Origin of the sequence: Providencia alcalifaciens DSM 30120 (genome assembly GCF_000173415.1) — a bacterium.
Classification (GTDB): domain Bacteria; phylum Pseudomonadota; class Gammaproteobacteria; order Enterobacterales; family Enterobacteriaceae; genus Providencia; species Providencia alcalifaciens.
Genome location: NZ_ABXW01000019.1, coordinates 100,547 through 119,230 on the forward strand (window position 1 = coordinate 100,547; position 18,684 = coordinate 119,230).

Here is an 18,684-nt window from a genome sequence, read left to right on the forward strand (position 1 = left end):
ATTTCAACAGATGAAAAAAATCCCCGAGTTTTTAGCTCGGGGATTTTTTTATTCGGTCGCGCGGTAAACCACTAAATTTTCGTGGAATTCATCAGGGCGGTGATTCGACCAAAAGAATTCCATGCCTTCAGGTGCAGGGTTTACTTCTTTGGAATAGACAATAAGCCAGCGGCAGTGTTGCGGTTTTTCAAAGTGCATCTGCCTTTGGTGCAAAATACCCGTGTAATAATAGAGCATAGGTGTTTCCGACTCCCCAAGACCTTGAGATGCCATACAGTCATTGGGGGCGAATTGCCCTTCCAAGTGGTGACGAAGATCCACGAATACACCTTCGTAGCCTTTCGAGTAATCAATCCAACCAACAAACAGCGTCAGGATAATGCTCCAGACACTCACCATACCGAGTGACCAATTTCTCATGGCGAGGAACGCTGTATTGGAAGAAGAGATTAAGCGATGACGAAAGAACCAAAAACAGGTAATAAACATACCCGAAATCAATGAAAAAATTGAAAATTCCAGATGATAATCAAGAGGAAGCCAGCGCCCAAATACAGGTAACCATTGTGCTTGGTGCCCCATAAGCACAATCACGTAACAGATCCACAAAAAGAGAATGAGTCCCGACCAAAATAGTGCCGAGAAACGTGCAAATACGTTTAAGGCTTTATCGGAAAACCAGCCCAAAGTATGTACTGCTAAAATCGCCATCGGAGCAATGAAAGGCAGTAAATAGAGTGCGCGACCACTGGCAGACATTTGCAAGAACGTCACACCCAATACAGGGAAAATGACGAGTAAATATTCATTACGATCGCGAAGGCGTTTCAGTGGGTGGCGTAGGAAATAGGCGGTTGCAAGTAGTCCTGCTGGTAGGGCAAAGAACACAATGGCAGAAGGAATTCGCGTAAAGTTCGCTTTTGCGCCGAGTTTTTCAACGGAGAATCCAAGGAAACGACCAATATTATTTTCCCAAAACCAAGTAACAAACAGTTCTGGATGCTGTACATACAGCATGATTGGCCAAGGTAAAATCGCGATGAGAGCAACAACCCCCGCCAATAGAGTTGGCAGCCAAAATAGTTTAATACGGCATTGTGTGATAAATACAGGCGCGAGTAATAGGCTGATCCATAAAACGCCAGGAATAAATACCCCTTTAGAAAGCGTAGTGATGATTGTCCCAAGGGCAAGCCAGCAGGCAGATGCGGTAATTTTTTGCTGTTGAATCAGCCCTAATAAGCCATATAAACCAATTGTCGCTCCCGTCATTAACGAAACATCAGTAAACATTTCATGGGTATGACGTAATACCCCCGGAGCACAAACATACAATGCAAATGCTGTCCAAATACGGGCATCTGCAAAATGTTCAGATTTAAAAAAACGACGTGCTAATAAAACAAAAAAGGAAAAGTTAATAATAGAAAAAAATAGGCTGGCACTGCGTGCTGCATCATACAGTGGCATAACACCTGAAAGCAGATGAGAAAAAACGGTAGCGGTCCAATAATATAATGGTGGTTTTTCCATGAATGGTTCACCAGCATTGGTCGGAACAAGCCAATTTCCGGTTTCATACATGGTTTGGATGATACCAAAACTGTAGTTTTCGTCCTGTTTCCATGGACTATGGCCATAAATTCCAGGAAGAAGATAAATAAGTAAAAACAGAAAAAAAAGCATTAAGGCGCTTTTCTTTGGTGTTGTAATGGATGGTGCAGTCATTGACATGGTATTTATAGAGAATATTTAAATGTTATATTGAAAATATTTTTATAAAAACAATCACTGAGTAAATTAATTATTTAATCAGTGTTGGAAATAAATGCTTTTATAAAAAGATGATTTTTATAAATAATAAAAAATTATTATTAAATAGTTTATCAATACTTTTAAATTTGTCTTTAAACGAAAGGTATATAAAGGTGAATAAACTTAACTATTCTGGATAATCGCAAAGATACAGCTCATTTTTGATATTTTTTGCATTTGTCAGGTTGAAAAATAGGCAGGCATAAAACACTTGATCAATTCCCCCCTTTCGAACGATAATTACGCTCTTCACAATTTGCCTCACTTTGCTCTAAAAGCCAAACGATTGCGTACTGTTCCTAGAGAATAATTTTGCCTTGATAGATATCTCGGTTCAGTGAGTGTTTTCAAAAAAGTAATCGTTTACGTGGATTTAAAGCTGAGACAATGTTCGCTAAGCATTTGGGCAAAATTAAAAAATTGCTTAGTAAAAATAGTGACATAGAATTTTCTAAAATTAATAGCAGAGGTATACCATGGCAGGCCAACAGGCTTCATCCAATTGCAAATTGGATTCATATTTTAAGATCACAGCGCGTGGCTCATCAGTACGCCGCGAAATCATTGCGGGATTAACCACATTCTTAGCGATGGTTTATTCTGTCATCGTGGTGCCAGGTATGCTAGGGCAGGCGGGGTTTCCTCCTACTGCTGTGTTTATCGCAACCTGTTTAGTGGCTGGCTTCGGTTCATTATTAATGGGGCTGTGGGCGAATCTACCGATGGCAATTGGCTGCGCCATCTCACTCACCGCATTTACGGCATTTAGCTTAGTATTAGGGCAACATATCAGTATCCCAGTTGCACTCGGGGCCGTGTTCCTAATGGGGTGTTTATTCACCATTATCTCGATCACTGGGATCCGCAGTTGGATTTTACGTAATATGCCAATGGGTGTGGCGCACGGGACCGGTATTGGTATTGGTCTATTTTTATTACTTATTGCCGCTACCGGTGTTGGCTTAGTAGTGAAAAACCCAAATGCTGGCTTACCTGTGGCATTGGGTGAATTTACGTCATTCCCAGTTTTAATGTCCCTGATTGGATTAGCGGTAATTTTTGGTTTAGAAAAACGCCGTGTGCCGGGTGGGGTATTACTGGTGATTATCGCTATCTCAATTATTGGGTTAATTTTCGATCCTGCGGTGAAGTATCAAGGTTTCTTTAAGCTGCCTTCATTGGGTGAAGATGGTTTGGCTCTAATGTTTAACATGGACATCATGGGGGCTCTGCAAGCTGCGGTTCTACCAAGTGTTCTGGCGTTAGTCATGACAGCGGTTTTCGATGCGACAGGTACGATTCGTGCTGTGGCAGGACAAGCTAACTTGCTGGATAAAGACGGCCAAATTATCGATGGTGGAAAGGCATTAACCGCTGACTCAGTGAGCAGTATTTTTGCAGGGGCAATCGGTGCATCCCCAGCTGCCGTGTATATTGAATCAGCAGCAGGAACTGCTGCGGGTGGTCGTACAGGCTTAACTGCGGTGGTTGTCGGTATTTTATTCTTATTTATCTTGTTCTTATCACCGTTATCTTATCTGGTTCCTGCGTATGCAACAGCGCCAGCGCTAATGTATGTGGGTCTGTTGATGCTGAGCAATGTCTCGAAATTGGATTTCGATGATTTTGTGGATTCGATGTCAGGTCTACTGTGTGCGGTGTTCATCGTATTAACCTGTAATATCGTTACCGGTATTATGTTAGGTTTTGCATCACTGGTTATTGGGCGTATCTGTGCGGGTGAGTGGCGTAAGCTAAACCTAGGTAGCGTCGTTATCGCGGTTCTACTGGTAGCGTTTTATGCTGCCGACCTCGCTATCTAAAGGTAATTCTCATGATAGGGCGGCATCCATTGTCGCCCTTTAACGGATTGTTGCGATTAATTCTAAAGTTAAAATTATTTTCCCGTCAGATAGCCTGTTAAGGATAGAATAGTGGTAAGGCGGAAAATGAAGTGAAAATGCCTATTTTCAATGAGTGACTGCCTTGACTGAAAATCTCATGGTCTGGACGGTGCTATCTCTTACTATGCGGCGGCAGGCAAATTTTGGGTTATCCCGTTATACTTTAAGCTGCGATATTTAGGGTATGCATTAGTCAATAAGTAAGGGCAACATGGAAATTTTCTTTACTATTCTTATTTTGATTTTGGCTGTTTCAGTTTCTGGAGTGGTGACGAAAGTCATCCCTATCCGTATTCCCCTTCCTCTTATTCAGATAGCTATCGGTGCATTGTTGGCGTGGCCTCAATTTGGATTGCATGTCTCTTTTGATCCTGAACTATTTATGGTTCTGTTGATCCCCCCTCTGTTATTCGTCGATGGCTGGAAAACGCCAACCCGTGAATTTTTCCAGAATGGAAGAGAAATTTTTATTCTGGTGTTGGTGCTCGTCTTGGTGACAGTCGTCGGGATTGGGTATCTGATTTACTGGCTAATGCCCGGTATTCCACTTATTGCGGCCTTTGCTCTGGCGGCGGTATTATCCCCAACGGATGCGGTGGCGTTGTCCTCTATTGTGGGTAAAGGGCGCATTCCTAAGCGTATGATGAGCGTTCTAGAGGGTGAAGCATTGATGAATGATGCTTCAGGTCTGGTCGCGTTAAAATTTGCCGTCGCCATTGCGATGGGAACCATGGTCTTCAGTGTCTCTGAGGTTACCATTGAATTTATTAAAGTGGCGGTAGGCGGCTTGTTAGCCGGTGTTGCCGTCACTTGGCTATACAGTAAATCTCTACGTTTGATGAGCCGTTGGAGTGGTGATGATCCTGCAACACAGATCGTATTTATGTTGTTGCTGCCATTTGCATCATACATGATTGCAGAACATATCGGTTTCTCCGGTATTTTAGCCGCGGTGGCGGCGGGTATGACTATCACTAAATCCGGTGTTATTCGCAATGCACCTTTAGCAATGCGCCTGCGTGCGGACAGCGTCTGGTCGATGTTAGAGTTCGTCTTTAACGGTTTAGTGTTCATTATGCTGGGTCTGCAACTACCGGGCATCTGGGAAACGTCGGTCGTTCAAGCGGAACTCGATCCAAGCGTTGAAACGTGGATGCTATTTACCGCAGTCGTTATCATCTATTTCGCCTTACTGATTTTACGTTTCTGTTGGTTGTGGCTGATGAAAAGATTTAGCCGCCTCTTCCTGAAAAAGCGTCCGCTTCAATTTGCAAATTATACTGTGCGTGAGCTGTGGCTAGCTTCTTTCGCGGGGGTTCGCGGAGCTATTACTTTAGCGGGTGTGCTCTCTGTGCCGCTCTTTTTAACGGATGGTTCGCCATTCCCAGCAAGGTATCAGCTTGTCTTTATTGCCGCAGGGGTCATTTTATTCTCTATTTTTGCAGGGGTGGTGGCTCTACCGCTTCTACTGCGTAATTTCCAAGTCGGGGATAAAGAGGCGGATATTAACGAGATTCGCATGGCGAAAGCGGCCATGGCTGAAGTGGCAATTGTTAGCTTGAATAAAATGCAGGAGCGTTTGTCTGCAGATGTTGAGGAGCAATTAGATTCCGAAGATATCAATGAAGTTGCGACAAGGGTCATTGGTCATTTACGTCGCCGGACGGCGGATCAAGACGAAATGGAGCATAACTTGCAGATTGAAAATCTCGAGCGACGTTTCCGGTTGACAGCACTACGTGCAGAGCGTGGTGAGCTATATCATTTACGTGCTACACGTAAAATTAGCAATGAAACCTTGCAGAGCTTGCTGGTGGATCTGGATTTATTGGAAGCCGTGCTGATCGAAAAAGAGCATTAAAACGAAAAAACGAGTATTCTACGGGCATTCTTGTTTGATAGACAATCGTGCTTAAGAGTGGATAGCAATGTGGTTACTCGTGATTACGACGCTGCTGTGGGCAGCGTCTTTTAGTTTAATGGGGGAATACCTTGCAGGGCAGGTGGATAGCTGGTTATCTGTTCTGATTCGTGTGAGTTTGGCCGCCTTGGTATTCCTTCCTTTCCTTCGCTGGCGTAATTTCAGTGCCAAAGTGATCTTGTTGTACATGCTGGTGGGTGCTTGCCAGCTGGGGATCATGTATTACTTTGTTTTCCAAGCCTATAAATACCTGAGCGTGGCTGAGTTTTTGCTATTTACGGTATTAACTCCTCTCTACGTCACACTGATTTACGACTTTTTAGAGCGCCAGCGTCTACGTATAGGCTACTTATTTAGCTCTATTCTCGCTGTGATTGGCGCTGCCATTATTCGTTATGATCATTTAAGTGAGTCATTCTGGGTTGGATTGATGTTTGTTCAGCTTGCCAACATCTTCTTTGCCCTTGGGCAAGTTGGTTATAAGCGTTTAATGGAAGTGCATCCTATTCCTCAACACCAAGCTTTTTCGTGGTTTTATATTGGTGCAACCCTGATTTCGTTGGTGGGATGGCTGCTGTTTGGTAATAAGGCGATGGTGCCGACAAGCCAAGCCCAATGGATTGTTTTATTGTGGTTAGGCATGGTTGCGTCGGGTATTGGTTACTTTATGTGGAACTATGGGGCAACGAAGGTGGATGCCGGAACCCTTGCTATTATGAATAACATGATGGTTCCAGCAGGGTTGTTGGTTAACTTTGCAATTTGGCAGCAACACCCTAATTGGATCAGCTTTACCATGGGATCGAGTCTGATAATTGCTTCTCTGTGGGTGCATAAGCGCTGGATCCTTGAACCGGCTTCACATAAGACAAATTCTCTACCGCGTGATCAGTAGCTGTATTGGTAAATGTTTCAATGGCTGGCTGACGCTGTTCTCCTTCACGACATGCAGCGTACAGTCGGCTCCATAGCCCATTCCCTAATGTTTTTGTCTTAATCAAACCTTGTTTTTCAAAGGAATCGACTGCCCAGTGAGGCAATGCCGCAATACCCATTTTGGCCGCCACCATCTGAATTAAAATTAATGTATTGTCGACGGTTTTAATGTTGGGTGAAACTCCCGCAGGCTGCAAGAAATGACGCCAGATATCAAAGCGTTGGCGTTGGACTGGGTAAATCAGCAGCGTCTCTTTGGCGAGATCATGGGGTTCAATCAACGGCTTTTGTGCTAACGGATGGTCATTTGCCACCACCAGCTTCACCTCATAATCAAACATAGGGGTGTAATGTAAGTTTTGCTCCGCAAGAATATCCGAAGTCATGACGATATCTAGTTCTCGTGAGAGCAATTCAGGTTGCGGATCAAACGTCACGCCAGATTTAAAATCAACAGTCACTTGCGGCCATGTCTGTCTGAACTGTTGTAAAGCCGGCGTTAGCCACTGGATACAGCTGTGGCATTCAATAGCAATACGCAAAGTGCTTACGGTTGGCTCATTACAGACGCGAATCGCATCTTTGACCATCGGTAAAATGCGTTGTGCGAGTTGAAGCAACACTTCGCCCTGAGGCGTAAAATGCACAGGTTGGGTTTTACGTACAAACAGTTTGTAGCCTAAGCGATGCTCTAAATCACTGAATTGGTGAGATAGCGCAGACTGAGTCTGATGCAGGTGCGTCGCAGTGGCAGCTAATGATCCGTATTGGCTGAGCGCCTGCAACGTTTTTAAGTGTTTTAATTCGATCATGAGAAACCTTCAAGTTGACGATGAATAATTTGCGCTTGTGCTTTATACAGTACCTGTTGATTATAGATGTGTAAACATCTAGACGGCTAAATATTTTAAGGGGTCAATATGTCTGTTATAAATCATACACTTGGGTTTCCGCGTGTCGGTCTGAAAAGAGAACTAAAACGTGCACAAGAAGATTATTGGGCAGGCAAGATTGACCAAACTGCACTTCTTGATACGGGCTACCAACTGCGTGTTCGCCATTGGGAACAACAAAAAAATGCAGGGATAGACCTGCTGCCAGTCGGTGACTTCGCATGGTATGACCAAGTATTAACGACCAGTTTATTACTCGGTAACGTTCCACCGCGTCATCAAAATGAAGATGGCACTGTTGATTTAGATACTTTATTTCGTGTGGCTCGCGGTCGTGCCCCTACGGGCAAGTCTGCTGCCGCAGGGGAAATGACAAAATGGTTTAATACTAACTATCACTATATCGTGCCGGAATTCCAGCAAGGGCAACAGTTCAAATTGTCGTGGAATCAGCTGTTTGATGAAGTGGATGAAGCGTTGAAGCTTGGGCATAAAGTGAAGCCAGTGGTGATTGGACCGATTACCTACCTATGGCTAGGGAAAGTGAAAGGACCGACATTCGACCGATTATCTTTACTGAAGGATTTACTCCCCGCATACCAGGAGATACTTTCTCGACTCGCTGAAAAAGGCGTGGAATGGGTGCAAATTGATGAACCTGCACTGGTATTAGACTTACCTATCAAATGGCAGCAAGCCTACCAAGAGGCTTATCAAGCCCTCACAGGGAAAACGAATTTACTATTAACTACCTATTTTGATGGGATCAGCCATCATCTCGATTTAATTAAGCAGCTACCGGTACAAGGCTTGCATGTCGATATCGTTGCGGGCAAGGATGATATCGCGGCACTGCATCAAGCACTTCCTAAGGACTGGGTGCTTTCGTTAGGGTTAATTAACGGGCGTAACGTATGGAAAGGGGATTTAGGCGAGAAATTCCAACGGGTGAAACCGCTGCTAGGGGAGCGTACTCTTTGGGTCGGTTCATCTTGCTCGTTACTGCATAGCCCAATTGATTTAAATGATGAAACGCGTTTGGATGCCGAAGTGAAAAGCTGGTTTGCGTTTGCACTGCAAAAATGTGAAGAACTGGCGCTATTGACGAAAACACTCAATCAACCAACGGCAGAAAACATCGCAGCGCTAGAAACCTATAGTTCGCCAATTCGTGCTCGCCGGACCTCTTCTCGAGTCAATAATACGCAGGTCGCTCAGCGCTTAGCGGCAATTAACGCGAAAGATACCGAGCGTACTCGTCCTTATGTAGAGCGTGCTGAGCTTCAGCGCCAACGTTTTAATCTACCGTTGTGGCCAACTACGACAATTGGCTCTTTCCCGCAAACCAGTGAAATTCGTTCTTTGCGTCTTGATTTCAAAAAAGGCAATGTGGATCAACTGAATTACCGTACCAGTATCAGTGAGCACATCAAACAAGCTATCAAGGAGCAGGAACTACTGGATATTGACGTCCTCGTGCATGGTGAAGCTGAACGAAATGACATGGTGGAATACTTCGGTGAACACTTTGATGGCTATATCTTTACGCAAAATGGTTGGGTACAGAGTTACGGTTCTCGCTGCGTGAAGCCACCTGTGATCATTGGTGATATTAGCCGCCCAGAAGCTATTACCGTGGAGTGGGCGAAGTATGCACAGTCGTTGACGGATAAACCGGTGAAAGGAATGCTGACAGGTCCGGTGACAATACTGTGTTGGTCATTCCCGCGTGAAGATGTGAGCCGTGAAACTATCGCGAAGCAGATTGCGTTAGCGCTGCGTGATGAAGTGGATGACTTACAAAAGGCGGGCATTGGCATCATTCAAATCGATGAGCCAGCATTGCGTGAAGGCTTACCGCTACGCCGTAATGAATGGAAAGCATATCTCACGTGGGCGGTGGATGCCTTTAAACTGAGTGCTGCTATCGCGGAAGATGAGACTCAGATCCACACCCATATGTGTTACTGCGAGTTTAACGATATCATGGATTCTATTGCCGCATTGGATGCAGATGTGATCACTATTGAAACATCGCGCTCAGATATGGATTTACTCGATGCGTTTGAAGATTTTGATTACCCCAATGAGATTGGTCCAGGTGTTTATGATATTCACTCACCGAACGTACCGAATGTTGAATGGATTGTGGCGTTGCTGCGCAAGGCTGCGCAGCGGGTGCCTGCCGAGCGTTTATGGGTCAATCCAGATTGTGGTTTAAAAACCCGAGGTTGGGAGGAGACTCGCCAAGCGTTAGCTAATATGGTGGAAGCCGCGAAAAAACTGCGTAATGAGTATCAACGCTAACTGAGTAAAAAGCCCACGAATGAGTGGGCTTTTTCATTAGTCTTTCTTGTCACAAGCGGAACTTAGCCAAACAGTTTTTGTTTCAGTAAATTCATACCAATTGACGCTAAATCAATATGTTCAGGTAATTCACCGTTCGGAGTCGCACTATCAACTAAAGTGGGTAGGTACTTGGCAACCATATCTGTTGCTTGTTGTGGATCTAAGCCGACACGTTGAGCGAGTTCTTGGATCCCTGAGTCACCAAAGACTTGCATTAACTGGCTAGCATCTACTGGCAAATTTTCACCTTCTGAAATCCAAGATGAAACAATCCCGCCTAAGCCTTCAGTGTTAAATTTATCGACGACACCAGCGAGCCCGCCTTGCTTTTCAACCCAATCAATAACGGATTGAAATTGTTGCAGTTTATCACCAGCAACCATGCTTAACATTTGATCAAACAGACCCATTTTTGACTCCTCGATAACGTAATTAATGTGTTCAATACCAAGTATGGAACATTTTACAAAAAATAATAGGCGGCTATTTTGGGGAATTTACTCAACAGGTCAATCAAAATTAGAAGGAATAGTGGGAATTAAATACTCACCAAAATACACTGACTAGAAATGCATCAGAATGCTCACAATTTTTATCACACTTTCTTGTGAAGGAGTAGAAGGCGGTGTGAAATTATTATCTTGTTAAATTTCAGCATAATAAATGAAATTTGGTTAAATTTTATATTCTCTTTAGTGTGATGGTAGTCATGTGTTTGTGAATTTGATTGTGTGAAAATTCACAATATTCACCAGAATTCACAATATTGTTAGAACTGACAACATCAGGGGGCTAGATGAAAAATATCGTTAACCATGTTGGCGTTATTGGTCTGGGTTCGATGGGAATGGGGATCGCGCAATCACTAATAAGAAAAAAGATCCCAACCTATGGATTTGATTTAAATCCTCAAGCGTGTGACGCGCTACTTAAATATGGCGCGCAAGCAACAGGGAAAAATGCAGCGCAGTACGCCCACGAGTTGGATGCAGTGTTGATGGTCGTCGTCAATGGAATGCAAGTTGAAGGGATTTTGTTCGGTGGCGAAAAACCACTGGTAGAGCAGCTTCGCCCAAATACCATCATTGTGTTACACAGCACATTGGCGGCAGAGCAAACGAAGCAGATTGAAAAGCGTCTTGTTGAGTATCAACTTCCATTGGTGGATGCACCGATTTCTGGCGGTGCGATTAAAGCAGCGGAAGGCAAGCTAACGGTAATGGCATCGGGTTCTTCTGAACTATTTACTCAACTTGCTCCTGTATTTGACGCAATTTCTGAACGCTTATATCGAGTGGGAGATGAAGTTGGACTAGGGTCTACCGTGAAAACTATCCATCAGCTGTTGGCGGGTGTTCATATCGCGGTTGCTGCGGAAAGTATGGCGTTGGCGGCAAAAGCAGGAATCAACTTGGATGTGATGTATGACATTGTGACTCATGCCGCAGGAAATTCATGGATGTTTGAAAACCGTATGCAGCATGTTCTTGAGGGGGACTACACACCAAAATCGTCAGTGGATATTTTTGTGAAAGATCTTGGTTTGGTGATGCAAACCGGAAAAGCGCTGAATTTCCCACTACCACTAGCCGCAACCGCTCACCAAATGTTTATTTCAGCCAGCAACGAAGGTTTTGGCTCTCAGGATGATAGCGCGGTGATTAAAACCTTCAAAGGAATTACCTTACCGGAGAAAAAGGTATGACAGTGAAATTAGGCGTGATTGCTGATGATTTTACCGGCGCGACGGATATCGCAGGCTTTATGGTACAAAACGGCTGGAAAGTGGTGCAATTACTGCATGAGCCGAATGAAAATACCCCAATTCCACATGATGTAGATGCCATTGTGGTGAGCTTAAAGAGTCGCTCTTGCCCTGTTGATGAAGCGGTCAGCTCCTCGCTAAATGCATGTCGTTGGTTGAAGGAATCAGCACAATGCCAGCAAATTTTCTTTAAATATTGCTCAACGTTTGATTCAACAGAAAAAGGCAACATTGGTCCTGTCACTGATGCGTTGATGAAGCAGTTGGGTACAGATTTATCCTTAGTTTGCCCAGCACTGCCAGTCAATGGACGTACTGTGGTTCATGGACACTTGTTTGTAAACGGTCAATTACTGAATGAAAGTGGCATGCAACACCATCCAGTCACGCCAATGACTGATGCGAATTTGCTGCGAGTCATGGAAAAACAATCAACAGGGAAGGCTGGGTTGATTAATCTAGCAACAGTGCAGAAAGGGAGCTTGGCAGTCGCTGAACAGTTAGCACAGTTGCGTCAACAAGGCGTGAGTTATGCCGTCGTCGATAGTTTTACCATGGATGACCTGTTGCCTATTGCCCAAGCTTCGCAATCACTGCCTTTATTAACAGGTGGGTCAGGGTTGGGTGCAGCACTAGCAAATATAGATAGCCAAGTGGCATGGGGGCAAAGTGAAAGTCGCGGGATTAAGCCGGCAGGAAAAGACAGGAAAACCGTGATTTTATCAGGTAGTTGCTCACAGATGACCAACAAACAAGTACAGAACTACCAGCGAGTGGCACCAAGTAAGGCGTTAGATGTCGGTGAATGTATCAATAATCCAGACTATGCGAATGCCTTAGCTGCGTGGGTTCAAGCACAGCAAACGACGGGTTTGGCACCTTTGCTTTACGCCACTCAGCCACCGGAGTTATTAAAACAAACACAAGAAAAATACGGCGCCGCATCATCGAGCACGGCGGTGGAAAATGTGTTTGGGCAACTGGTGACCTTATTGGAGGACCAAGGCTTTAACACGTTCATTATCGCGGGGGGAGAAACCTCGGGGAAAGTGGTTCAGAGCCTTGGAACAGAACAATTAAGTATTGGTTCACCTATCGCACCGGGTGTGCCGTGGGTACAGGATTTAACAAGCGGTAACTGGTTAGCACTGAAATCAGGCAATTTCGGTCAAGAGAATTTCTTCCAGTTAGCACAGGAGATGTTTAATGAGTAATGAAAAGGCGCTACGCCAAGAGTTGGTGGATTGGGCTAAATCGATGTTTAACCGTGGCTACAGTAGCGGCGGCGCTGGCAACATTAGCGCTCGTTTAGCGGATGGCTGCATTATTGTCACCCCGACTAACTCAAGTTTTGGCGATTTAGACCCTGAGCGTCTGAGTAAGCTTGATGCACAAGGAAACTGGATTGATGGTGATAAACCCACAAAAGAAGTTTCTATGCATATGGCAATGTATTTACAACGTGCTGATTGCCAAGCGGTTGTTCATCTACATTCACCTTGGTTAACGGCATTATCTTGTTTGCCGAACTTAGATACGGCGAACTGCTTACCCCCAATCACACCATACTATGTGATGCGCGTGGGCAAATTACCATTAATTGAATATTTACCGCCAGGTGATGACCGAATCGGTGAAGAAATCGCGAAATTAGCCCCAAATCATAATGCGATTTTACTGTCAAACCACGGTCCGGTTGTCGGTGGAAAAACGTTAAGACAAGCATTTTTCAATGCGGAAGAATTAGAAGATACCGCTCGCTTGTACATTACATTACGTCCACATGGCTTCACAACGTTAACGCCAGAGCAAGTTCATGAGCTCGAAAGCCGTTACCCACAGAAATGAGGTGATAGACATGGCTAAATTTGCAGCAAATCTCAGCATGATGTTTAACGAAGTTCCATTTATTCAACGTTTTGAACGTGCTGCTCAAGCTGGGTTTAAAGGGGTTGAATATCTTTTTCCTTACGAAGAAGATGCGGATGCTATTGCGGGTGAATTGAAAAAACATCAACTTACTCAAGCGCTATTTAATATGCCCGCAGGAAATTGGGGTGCCGGCGAACGAGGAATGGCATCTCTTCCTGGGCGTGAAGCTGAATTTGCTCAAGGCGTGCAAACGGCGCTGAAATACGCTAAAGCCCTTGGGTGTAAGCAAGTGCATGCAATGGCAGGTAAAGTGGATGAAAAATTCACTTTTGAAGAGCAAAAAAACTGTTTTATTAAGAACATACAACAGGCTGCGGATGTGATGGCGGAGCATGGCATTCGTGTGCTTATCGAGCCAATTAATACCCGCGATATGCCGGGGTATTTCTTAACGACCCAAAAGCAGGCTGAAGCGCTTTTACCTGAAATTAACCGCGAAAATGTGTTCATTCAATTGGATTTATATCACTGCCAGATTATGGAAGGTGACTTATTGAAAACAATTGAGCGTCTTTGGGGTAAATTTAGTCATATTCAGATAGCATCAGTACCTTTTCGCCATGAACCTGATAGCGGTGAAGTCAATTACCCATGGATTTTTAATCAACTCGATGAAATGGGATATGAAGGCTGGCTGGGATGTGAATACCACCCAGCAGGACGCACCGAAGACGGTTTAGGCTGGCTCAAGCAAGCTAATTCCTAGGAGAACCGCATGATCCCTTCCGAACGTCGTGATTTTATTTATCGCTATGTCTATGAGCACCAAACTGTGTCTATCAATGACTTAGTTGGCTTAATGAATGTGTCTCATATGACGGTTCGACGTGATATTCGCATGTTGGAAGAGGAAGGGAAGGTTGTCGGAATTAGCGGTGGAGTTCGGTTAAATGATGCGTTACGCCAAGAGCTACCATGGAGTGAGAAGGCGAGGCTGCATCATCAAACCAAACGCGAAATCGGTCAATTTGCCAGCTCACTGGTTGAAGATGGTCAGGTGGTTTACCTCGATGCGGGAACAACCACGTTTGAAATCGCGCGTGTGTTAGGTGAGCGTTTTAATCTCACCATTGTGACCAATGATTTTTCTATCATGCAATATTTGATGAATAAATCGCAGCTGAATTTGTATCACACAGGTGGACAGGTTGATAAACGCAATCACTCTTGTGTGGGAAATACAGCCGCAGCCATGTTGCGAACACTGAATGTGGATATCGCGTTTATTAGCACCAGCTCATGGGACTTGCAACATGGCGTGTCCACGCCTCATGAGGAAAAAGTTCAAATAAAACAAACTTTATTGGATGTAGCCCGTCGATGTGTACTGGTTTCAGACAGCAGTAAATTCGGTAAATACGGTATGTTTCGTGTTTGCCCATTAGATCAATTGCACGACATCATTTGTGATAAACATTTACCGCCTGATGTCGTGCAACGGATAGTCGAAAAAAATATAAAACTTCATTTAATAAATACATAAAAAAACATCTTACCGAGTGATGCATAGCCCGTCAGGGCTATAGCAAGGAGAATGACAATGAAAGTTATTATTACTGGTGGCGCAGGTTTTCTGGGCCAGCAGCTAGCCGCTGCTTTGCTTAAAAACAACCAAGGATTAAAATTTAACCAACTCGTTTTAGCGGATATTCAATGCCCTACATCACCAATTGAAGATTCTCGCGTGAGTTGTGTTGCGTTAGATTTAACTCAGCCAGAAGCCGCAGATAAATTGATTGATGCGCAAACCGATGTGGTTTTTCACCTCGCTGCGATTGTGAGTAGCCACGCAGAAAGCGATTTCAATTTAGGTATGAAAGTAAATTTTGATGCGACGCGTCAATTACTTGAAGCCGCTAGAGCTAAAAACCCTGCCATCAAATTCCTTTTCACCAGCTCCCTTGCGGTATTTGGTGGTGAATTACCTGATGTAATCACCGACCTTTGCGTGGTAAACCCTCAGTCTTCTTATGGCGCTCAAAAAGCCATGTGCGAACTGATGGTGAACGATTATTCACGTAAAGGGTATGTCGATGGTCGAGTGATGCGCTTACCAACCATTAGTATTCGTCCTGGCGTCCCGAATAAAGCAGCGTCTTCTTTTGCTAGCGGTATTATCCGTGAGCCTCTTAATGGGATTGAGAGTGTTTGTCCTGTGTCTCCAGCGCTGGCTCTATGGTTATCTAGCCCAGAAACGGTCATCAACAACTTTATCCATGCAGTGTCGATTCCTGCGGAAAAATTTGGTCTTTCACGCACCGTGAACCTGCCGGGGATCACCGTGACAGTGCAAGATATGATTGATGCACTGCGTGATGTTGCAGGACAACAGGCCGTTGATTTAATTCGTTTTGAACCGGATGAAGCGATTAATCGCATTGTGGCAAGTTGGCCGGGTAAATTTGATATTCGCCGTGCACTGGATTTAGGTTTTAGAGCTGATGGATCATTTAGCGATGCGATCCGTTCATTCATTAAGCATCATAGCGCGAAAAAATAGGAGATTAAATAATGTCCTATATTCCTATTATTGGCCTCGCGGTGGCCATATTTGTCCTTATCTTTTTAGTATTACGAACGCGTGTTCACGCACTGTTAGCCATGCTAATTGCCGCTGCAATTGCGGGGTTATCCGGTGGGCTAACCGCGGCTGAAACCGTCACGGTGATCACAAAGGGCTTTGGCTCGACCCTCGGTAGCATTGGTATTGTTATCGGTCTCGGGGTGATGATGGGAAGGGTGCTGGAAGTTTCAGGTGCTGCTGAGCAAATAGCCTATAGCTTTATCAAATGGTTAGGGAAAAAACGTGAAGAGTGGGCACTGGCAATCACCGGCTATATTGTCAGTATTCCTATCTTTGTGGACTCGGCATTCGTCATTCTTTACCCGTTGGCAAAGGCATTAGCCAAAAATGGTAAACGGAGCATCTTAACGCTTGGGGTCGCATTAGCGGGTGGGTTAGTGGTAACTCACCATACTGTACCACCAACACCGGGTCCTTTAGGGGTCGCAGGTATCTTTGGGGTTGATGTTGGTGCGATGATTTTAGCGGGTATGGCGCTCGCGGTACCATGTGTCATCGGTATTGTGTTCTATGCCAAATGGCTAGGAACCAAATACCCTGAGTTTATGCCAGATGAGACGGGCAGCGAAGATCTAAAAGAAGTGCATGCACGTTACATGGAAGAAAAAGCGAATAAACCATTACCAAGCTTATTCTTATCATTGTTACCTATTATTACGCCAATCTTGTTGATTTTTATTAATGCTATCAACGGATTATTGCTAAAAACGGCCACCTTCCAAGGCATGGATGATAACTGGTACTTCCAATCATTCCAATTCTTAGGCGCCCCGATTATTGCACTCTCAATTAGCGTATTGATTTCAGTCTATACGTTAATGCCAAAAGCCTCGAAAGAAGAAGTCATTGACCGTATGGAAGAGGGATTGCAGGCAGCAGGGATTATCTTACTGGTCACGGGGGCTGGTGGTGCATTAGGTGCAGTATTACGTGATAGTGGTACGGGAACAATTTTAGCGGAGCACGTTGCGAATTTACCGATTACGCCAGTGCTAATACCGTTCATTATTGCCACGTTAGTGCGTTTAATTCAGGGATCAGGAACGGTTGCAATGATCACCGCAGCATCGATTTCTGCGCCAATTATTAGCCAAATCCCTGATATCAACTTATTAGTTGCCGCTCAAGCAGCAACAATGGGCTCTCTGTTCTTCGGTTACTTTAACGACAGCCTTTATTGGGTTGTGAACAGAATGATGGGGATTAAAGACGTTAAACAGCAAATGATAGTTTGGTCTATCCCAACAACAATAGCGTGGGCTATCGGGTTGGTTGGCGTCTTGATCCTTGATGTTGTGCTGTAAGTCTAGCACATTGATATTGTAATATTTTTTATCTTCTGCCTATCCAAAGCGCCTATTCAGGCGCTTTTTTTCGATAATCGCAAACATTCATCTATACTGGGTGTATCTCATTATTAGCTTTAATGTCACCGGACTTTATTTGTGATATATGTCTCATTTTCATGAAAATGAAGTGAATCAGTTTCTATTAAAAGCGATATTGGTCACTAAATTAAGTCGAGCTAAGCGCTATATTGACTATAACGTACTAATTCAATGATGCCATTGTGTAAAGGAGTTTGATATGTCTGACGTTTTCCACTTAGGTTTAAAAAAGAGTGACTTACAGGGTGCAACTGTTGCTATTGTTCCTGGGGATCCTAACCGTGTTGAAAAAATTGCACGTCTGATGGATAACCCTGTGCATTTGGCTTCATTACGTGAATTCACTTCATGGCGTGGTGAACTTGATGGAAAAGCCGTGATTGTTTGCTCCACAGGTATTGGTGGTCCATCAACCTCTATCGCAGTTGAAGAGCTAGCTCAGCTAGGCATCCGCACTTTCTTGCGTATCGGTACAACAGGTGCAATCCAAGAAAACATCAATGTAGGTGATGTTTTAGTGACTACCGGTGCAGTGCGTTTAGATGGTGCAAGTCAGCATTTTGCTCCGCTGGAATTCCCTGCGGTTGCTGACTTTACTTGTACTAATGCGCTGTATGCTGCGGCGACAGAAGCGGGTGCAACTGTTCATGTTGGTATTACTGCATCTTCAGATACTTTCTACCCAGGTCAAGAGCGTTACGACACCTATACAGGTCGTGTGATGCGCCACTTCAGAGGCTCAATGAAAGAGTGGCAGGATATGGGCGTGATGAACTATGAGATGGAATCTGCAACGCTGTTAACTATGTGTGCAAGCCAAGGTCTGCGTGCAGGTATGGTTGCTGGCGTTATCGTTAACCGTACTCAGCAAGAAATTCCAAATGAAGCGCTTCTGAAAAAAACAGAAGGCAATGTTCTGAGCATTGTTGTCGAAGCGGCTCGTCGCCTGCTGTAATCCTAATTAGCTGACCCGTTTACTGACTTCACTCGGTTGTGGATTTTCGGTAAACGGGTTCAGTTATCATCATGCTACCCATGTATCTTAAATATTCTTGTATCTCTAATTGATCAGCGCAAAATTTATTTTCTCGCGTTTTTCTTATTCCCTTCATCGATGAATCTGTTATTGTCATTTAAAACAATGAATAGAAGCCTCTTAAGTTACTCAAATTACAAGTAATTGATAATTTCGTTTAT

General features: G+C 44.3%; 15 protein-coding genes. 12 read left to right on the plus strand and 3 right to left on the minus strand.

The window, feature by feature from the left end; genetic code table 11:
• Nucleotides 1–48 precede the first annotated feature (48 nt).
• A complete protein-coding gene (locus PROVALCAL_RS06325; RefSeq protein WP_006658318.1) occupies nt 49–1,728 on the minus strand; it encodes an ArnT family glycosyltransferase in 1,680 nt (559 codons plus the stop codon).
• A gap of 563 nt (nt 1,729–2,291) precedes the next feature.
• On the opposite strand from PROVALCAL_RS06325, the gene PROVALCAL_RS06330 reads away from it, so the two are divergent.
• The 3 genes from PROVALCAL_RS06330 to PROVALCAL_RS06340 all read left to right on the plus strand — a co-directional run bounded on the left by PROVALCAL_RS06330 (nt 2,292) and on the right by PROVALCAL_RS06340 (nt 6,535).
• Nucleotides 2,292–3,638 carry an NCS2 family permease gene (locus PROVALCAL_RS06330; RefSeq protein WP_006658320.1) on the plus strand — a complete coding sequence of 449 codons (1,347 nt, stop codon included), beginning with the start codon at nt 2,292–2,294 and terminating at the stop codon, nt 3,636–3,638.
• A gap of 292 nt (nt 3,639–3,930) precedes the next feature.
• Nucleotides 3,931–5,580, plus strand: a complete 1,650-nt coding sequence (locus PROVALCAL_RS06335) for a Na+/H+ antiporter (RefSeq protein WP_006658322.1) — start codon at nt 3,931–3,933, stop codon at nt 5,578–5,580.
• A 67-nt stretch (nt 5,581–5,647) separates the two neighbouring features.
• A complete protein-coding gene (locus PROVALCAL_RS06340; protein ID WP_006663293.1) occupies nt 5,648–6,535 on the plus strand; it encodes a carboxylate/amino acid/amine transporter in 888 nt (295 codons plus the stop codon).
• Here the strand turns inward: PROVALCAL_RS06340 and metR are convergent.
• Entirely contained in the window at nt 6,432–7,388 is a 957-nt protein-coding gene (gene metR / locus PROVALCAL_RS06345; RefSeq protein WP_006658323.1) for an HTH-type transcriptional regulator MetR, read from the minus strand. The genes PROVALCAL_RS06340 and metR overlap by 104 nt on opposite strands.
• Nucleotides 7,389–7,496: 108 nt before the next feature.
• Here metR and metE point away from each other — a divergent pair, with 108 nt between their 5' ends.
• Entirely contained in the window at nt 7,497–9,776 is a 2,280-nt protein-coding gene (metE, locus tag PROVALCAL_RS06350) for a 5-methyltetrahydropteroyltriglutamate--homocysteine S-methyltransferase (protein WP_006658324.1), read from the plus strand.
• Nucleotides 9,777–9,838: 62 nt separating this feature from the next.
• Here metE and PROVALCAL_RS06355 read toward each other — a convergent pair whose 3' ends face one another.
• The gene (locus tag PROVALCAL_RS06355) at nt 9,839–10,228 is read right to left on the minus strand and encodes a YidB family protein (protein WP_006658325.1); all 390 of its coding nucleotides are present in this window, start codon (nt 10,226–10,228) and stop codon (nt 9,839–9,841) included.
• A 386-nt stretch (nt 10,229–10,614) separates the two neighbouring features.
• Between PROVALCAL_RS06355 and ltnD the strand changes: the two genes are divergently transcribed.
• The 8 genes from ltnD to udp all read left to right on the plus strand — a co-directional run bounded on the left by ltnD (nt 10,615) and on the right by udp (nt 18,442).
• Entirely contained in the window at nt 10,615–11,523 is a 909-nt protein-coding gene (gene ltnD, locus PROVALCAL_RS06360) for an L-threonate dehydrogenase (RefSeq protein ID WP_006658327.1), read from the plus strand.
• A complete protein-coding gene (otnK, locus tag PROVALCAL_RS06365; RefSeq protein WP_006658328.1) occupies nt 11,520–12,797 on the plus strand; it encodes a 3-oxo-tetronate kinase in 1,278 nt (425 codons plus the stop codon). The genes ltnD and otnK overlap by 4 nt, the downstream gene beginning before the upstream one ends.
• On the plus strand, nt 12,790–13,431 hold the full coding sequence (gene otnC, locus PROVALCAL_RS06370) for a 3-oxo-tetronate 4-phosphate decarboxylase (RefSeq protein WP_006658329.1): 642 nt from the start codon (nt 12,790–12,792) through the stop codon (nt 13,429–13,431). The genes otnK and otnC overlap by 8 nt, the downstream gene beginning before the upstream one ends.
• Nucleotides 13,432–13,441: 10 nt before the next feature.
• Nucleotides 13,442–14,221: a 2-oxo-tetronate isomerase gene (otnI, locus tag PROVALCAL_RS06375; RefSeq protein ID WP_006658330.1), complete on the plus strand. Its 780-nt coding sequence runs from the start codon at nt 13,442–13,444 to the stop codon at nt 14,219–14,221.
• Nucleotides 14,222–14,230: 9 nt separating this feature from the next.
• Nucleotides 14,231–14,998 (plus strand): DeoR/GlpR family DNA-binding transcription regulator, encoded by a 768-nt coding sequence (locus tag PROVALCAL_RS06380; protein ID WP_006658331.1) that lies wholly within the window; start codon nt 14,231–14,233, stop codon nt 14,996–14,998.
• A 57-nt stretch (nt 14,999–15,055) separates the two neighbouring features.
• Nucleotides 15,056–16,015 carry a D-erythronate dehydrogenase gene (denD, locus tag PROVALCAL_RS06385; RefSeq protein ID WP_036968583.1) on the plus strand — a complete coding sequence of 320 codons (960 nt, stop codon included), beginning with the start codon at nt 15,056–15,058 and terminating at the stop codon, nt 16,013–16,015.
• 11 nt (nt 16,016–16,026) lie between these two features.
• Entirely contained in the window at nt 16,027–17,403 is a 1,377-nt protein-coding gene (locus PROVALCAL_RS06390; protein ID WP_006658333.1) for a GntP family permease, read from the plus strand.
• A gap of 283 nt (nt 17,404–17,686) precedes the next feature.
• A complete protein-coding gene (gene udp / locus PROVALCAL_RS06395) occupies nt 17,687–18,442 on the plus strand; it encodes a uridine phosphorylase (protein WP_006658334.1) in 756 nt (251 codons plus the stop codon).
• The last annotated feature ends 242 nt before the right edge of the window (nt 18,443–18,684 follow it).

Bases quoted from the DNA above. Each gene is read 5' to 3' on its own strand.
- PROVALCAL_RS06325 (WP_006658318.1), bottom strand. From the start codon at position 1,728: ATGACTGCACCATCCATTACAACACCAAAGAAAAGCGCCTTAATGCTT.
- PROVALCAL_RS06330 (WP_006658320.1), top strand. From the start codon at position 2,292: ATGGCAGGCCAACAGGCTTCATCCAATTGCAAATTGGATTCATATTTT.
- PROVALCAL_RS06335 (WP_006658322.1), top strand. From the start codon at position 3,931: ATGGAAATTTTCTTTACTATTCTTATTTTGATTTTGGCTGTTTCAGTT.
- PROVALCAL_RS06340 (WP_006663293.1), top strand. From the start codon at position 5,648: ATGTGGTTACTCGTGATTACGACGCTGCTGTGGGCAGCGTCTTTTAGT.
- metR (WP_006658323.1), bottom strand. From the start codon at position 7,388: ATGATCGAATTAAAACACTTAAAAACGTTGCAGGCGCTCAGCCAATAC.
- metE (WP_006658324.1), top strand. From the start codon at position 7,497: ATGTCTGTTATAAATCATACACTTGGGTTTCCGCGTGTCGGTCTGAAA.
- PROVALCAL_RS06355 (WP_006658325.1), bottom strand. From the start codon at position 10,228: ATGGGTCTGTTTGATCAAATGTTAAGCATGGTTGCTGGTGATAAACTG.
- ltnD (WP_006658327.1), top strand. From the start codon at position 10,615: ATGAAAAATATCGTTAACCATGTTGGCGTTATTGGTCTGGGTTCGATG.
- otnK (WP_006658328.1), top strand. From the start codon at position 11,520: ATGACAGTGAAATTAGGCGTGATTGCTGATGATTTTACCGGCGCGACG.
- otnC (WP_006658329.1), top strand. From the start codon at position 12,790: ATGAGTAATGAAAAGGCGCTACGCCAAGAGTTGGTGGATTGGGCTAAA.
- otnI (WP_006658330.1), top strand. From the start codon at position 13,442: ATGGCTAAATTTGCAGCAAATCTCAGCATGATGTTTAACGAAGTTCCA.
- PROVALCAL_RS06380 (WP_006658331.1), top strand. From the start codon at position 14,231: ATGATCCCTTCCGAACGTCGTGATTTTATTTATCGCTATGTCTATGAG.
- denD (WP_036968583.1), top strand. From the start codon at position 15,056: ATGAAAGTTATTATTACTGGTGGCGCAGGTTTTCTGGGCCAGCAGCTA.
- PROVALCAL_RS06390 (WP_006658333.1), top strand. From the start codon at position 16,027: ATGTCCTATATTCCTATTATTGGCCTCGCGGTGGCCATATTTGTCCTT.
- udp (WP_006658334.1), top strand. From the start codon at position 17,687: ATGTCTGACGTTTTCCACTTAGGTTTAAAAAAGAGTGACTTACAGGGT.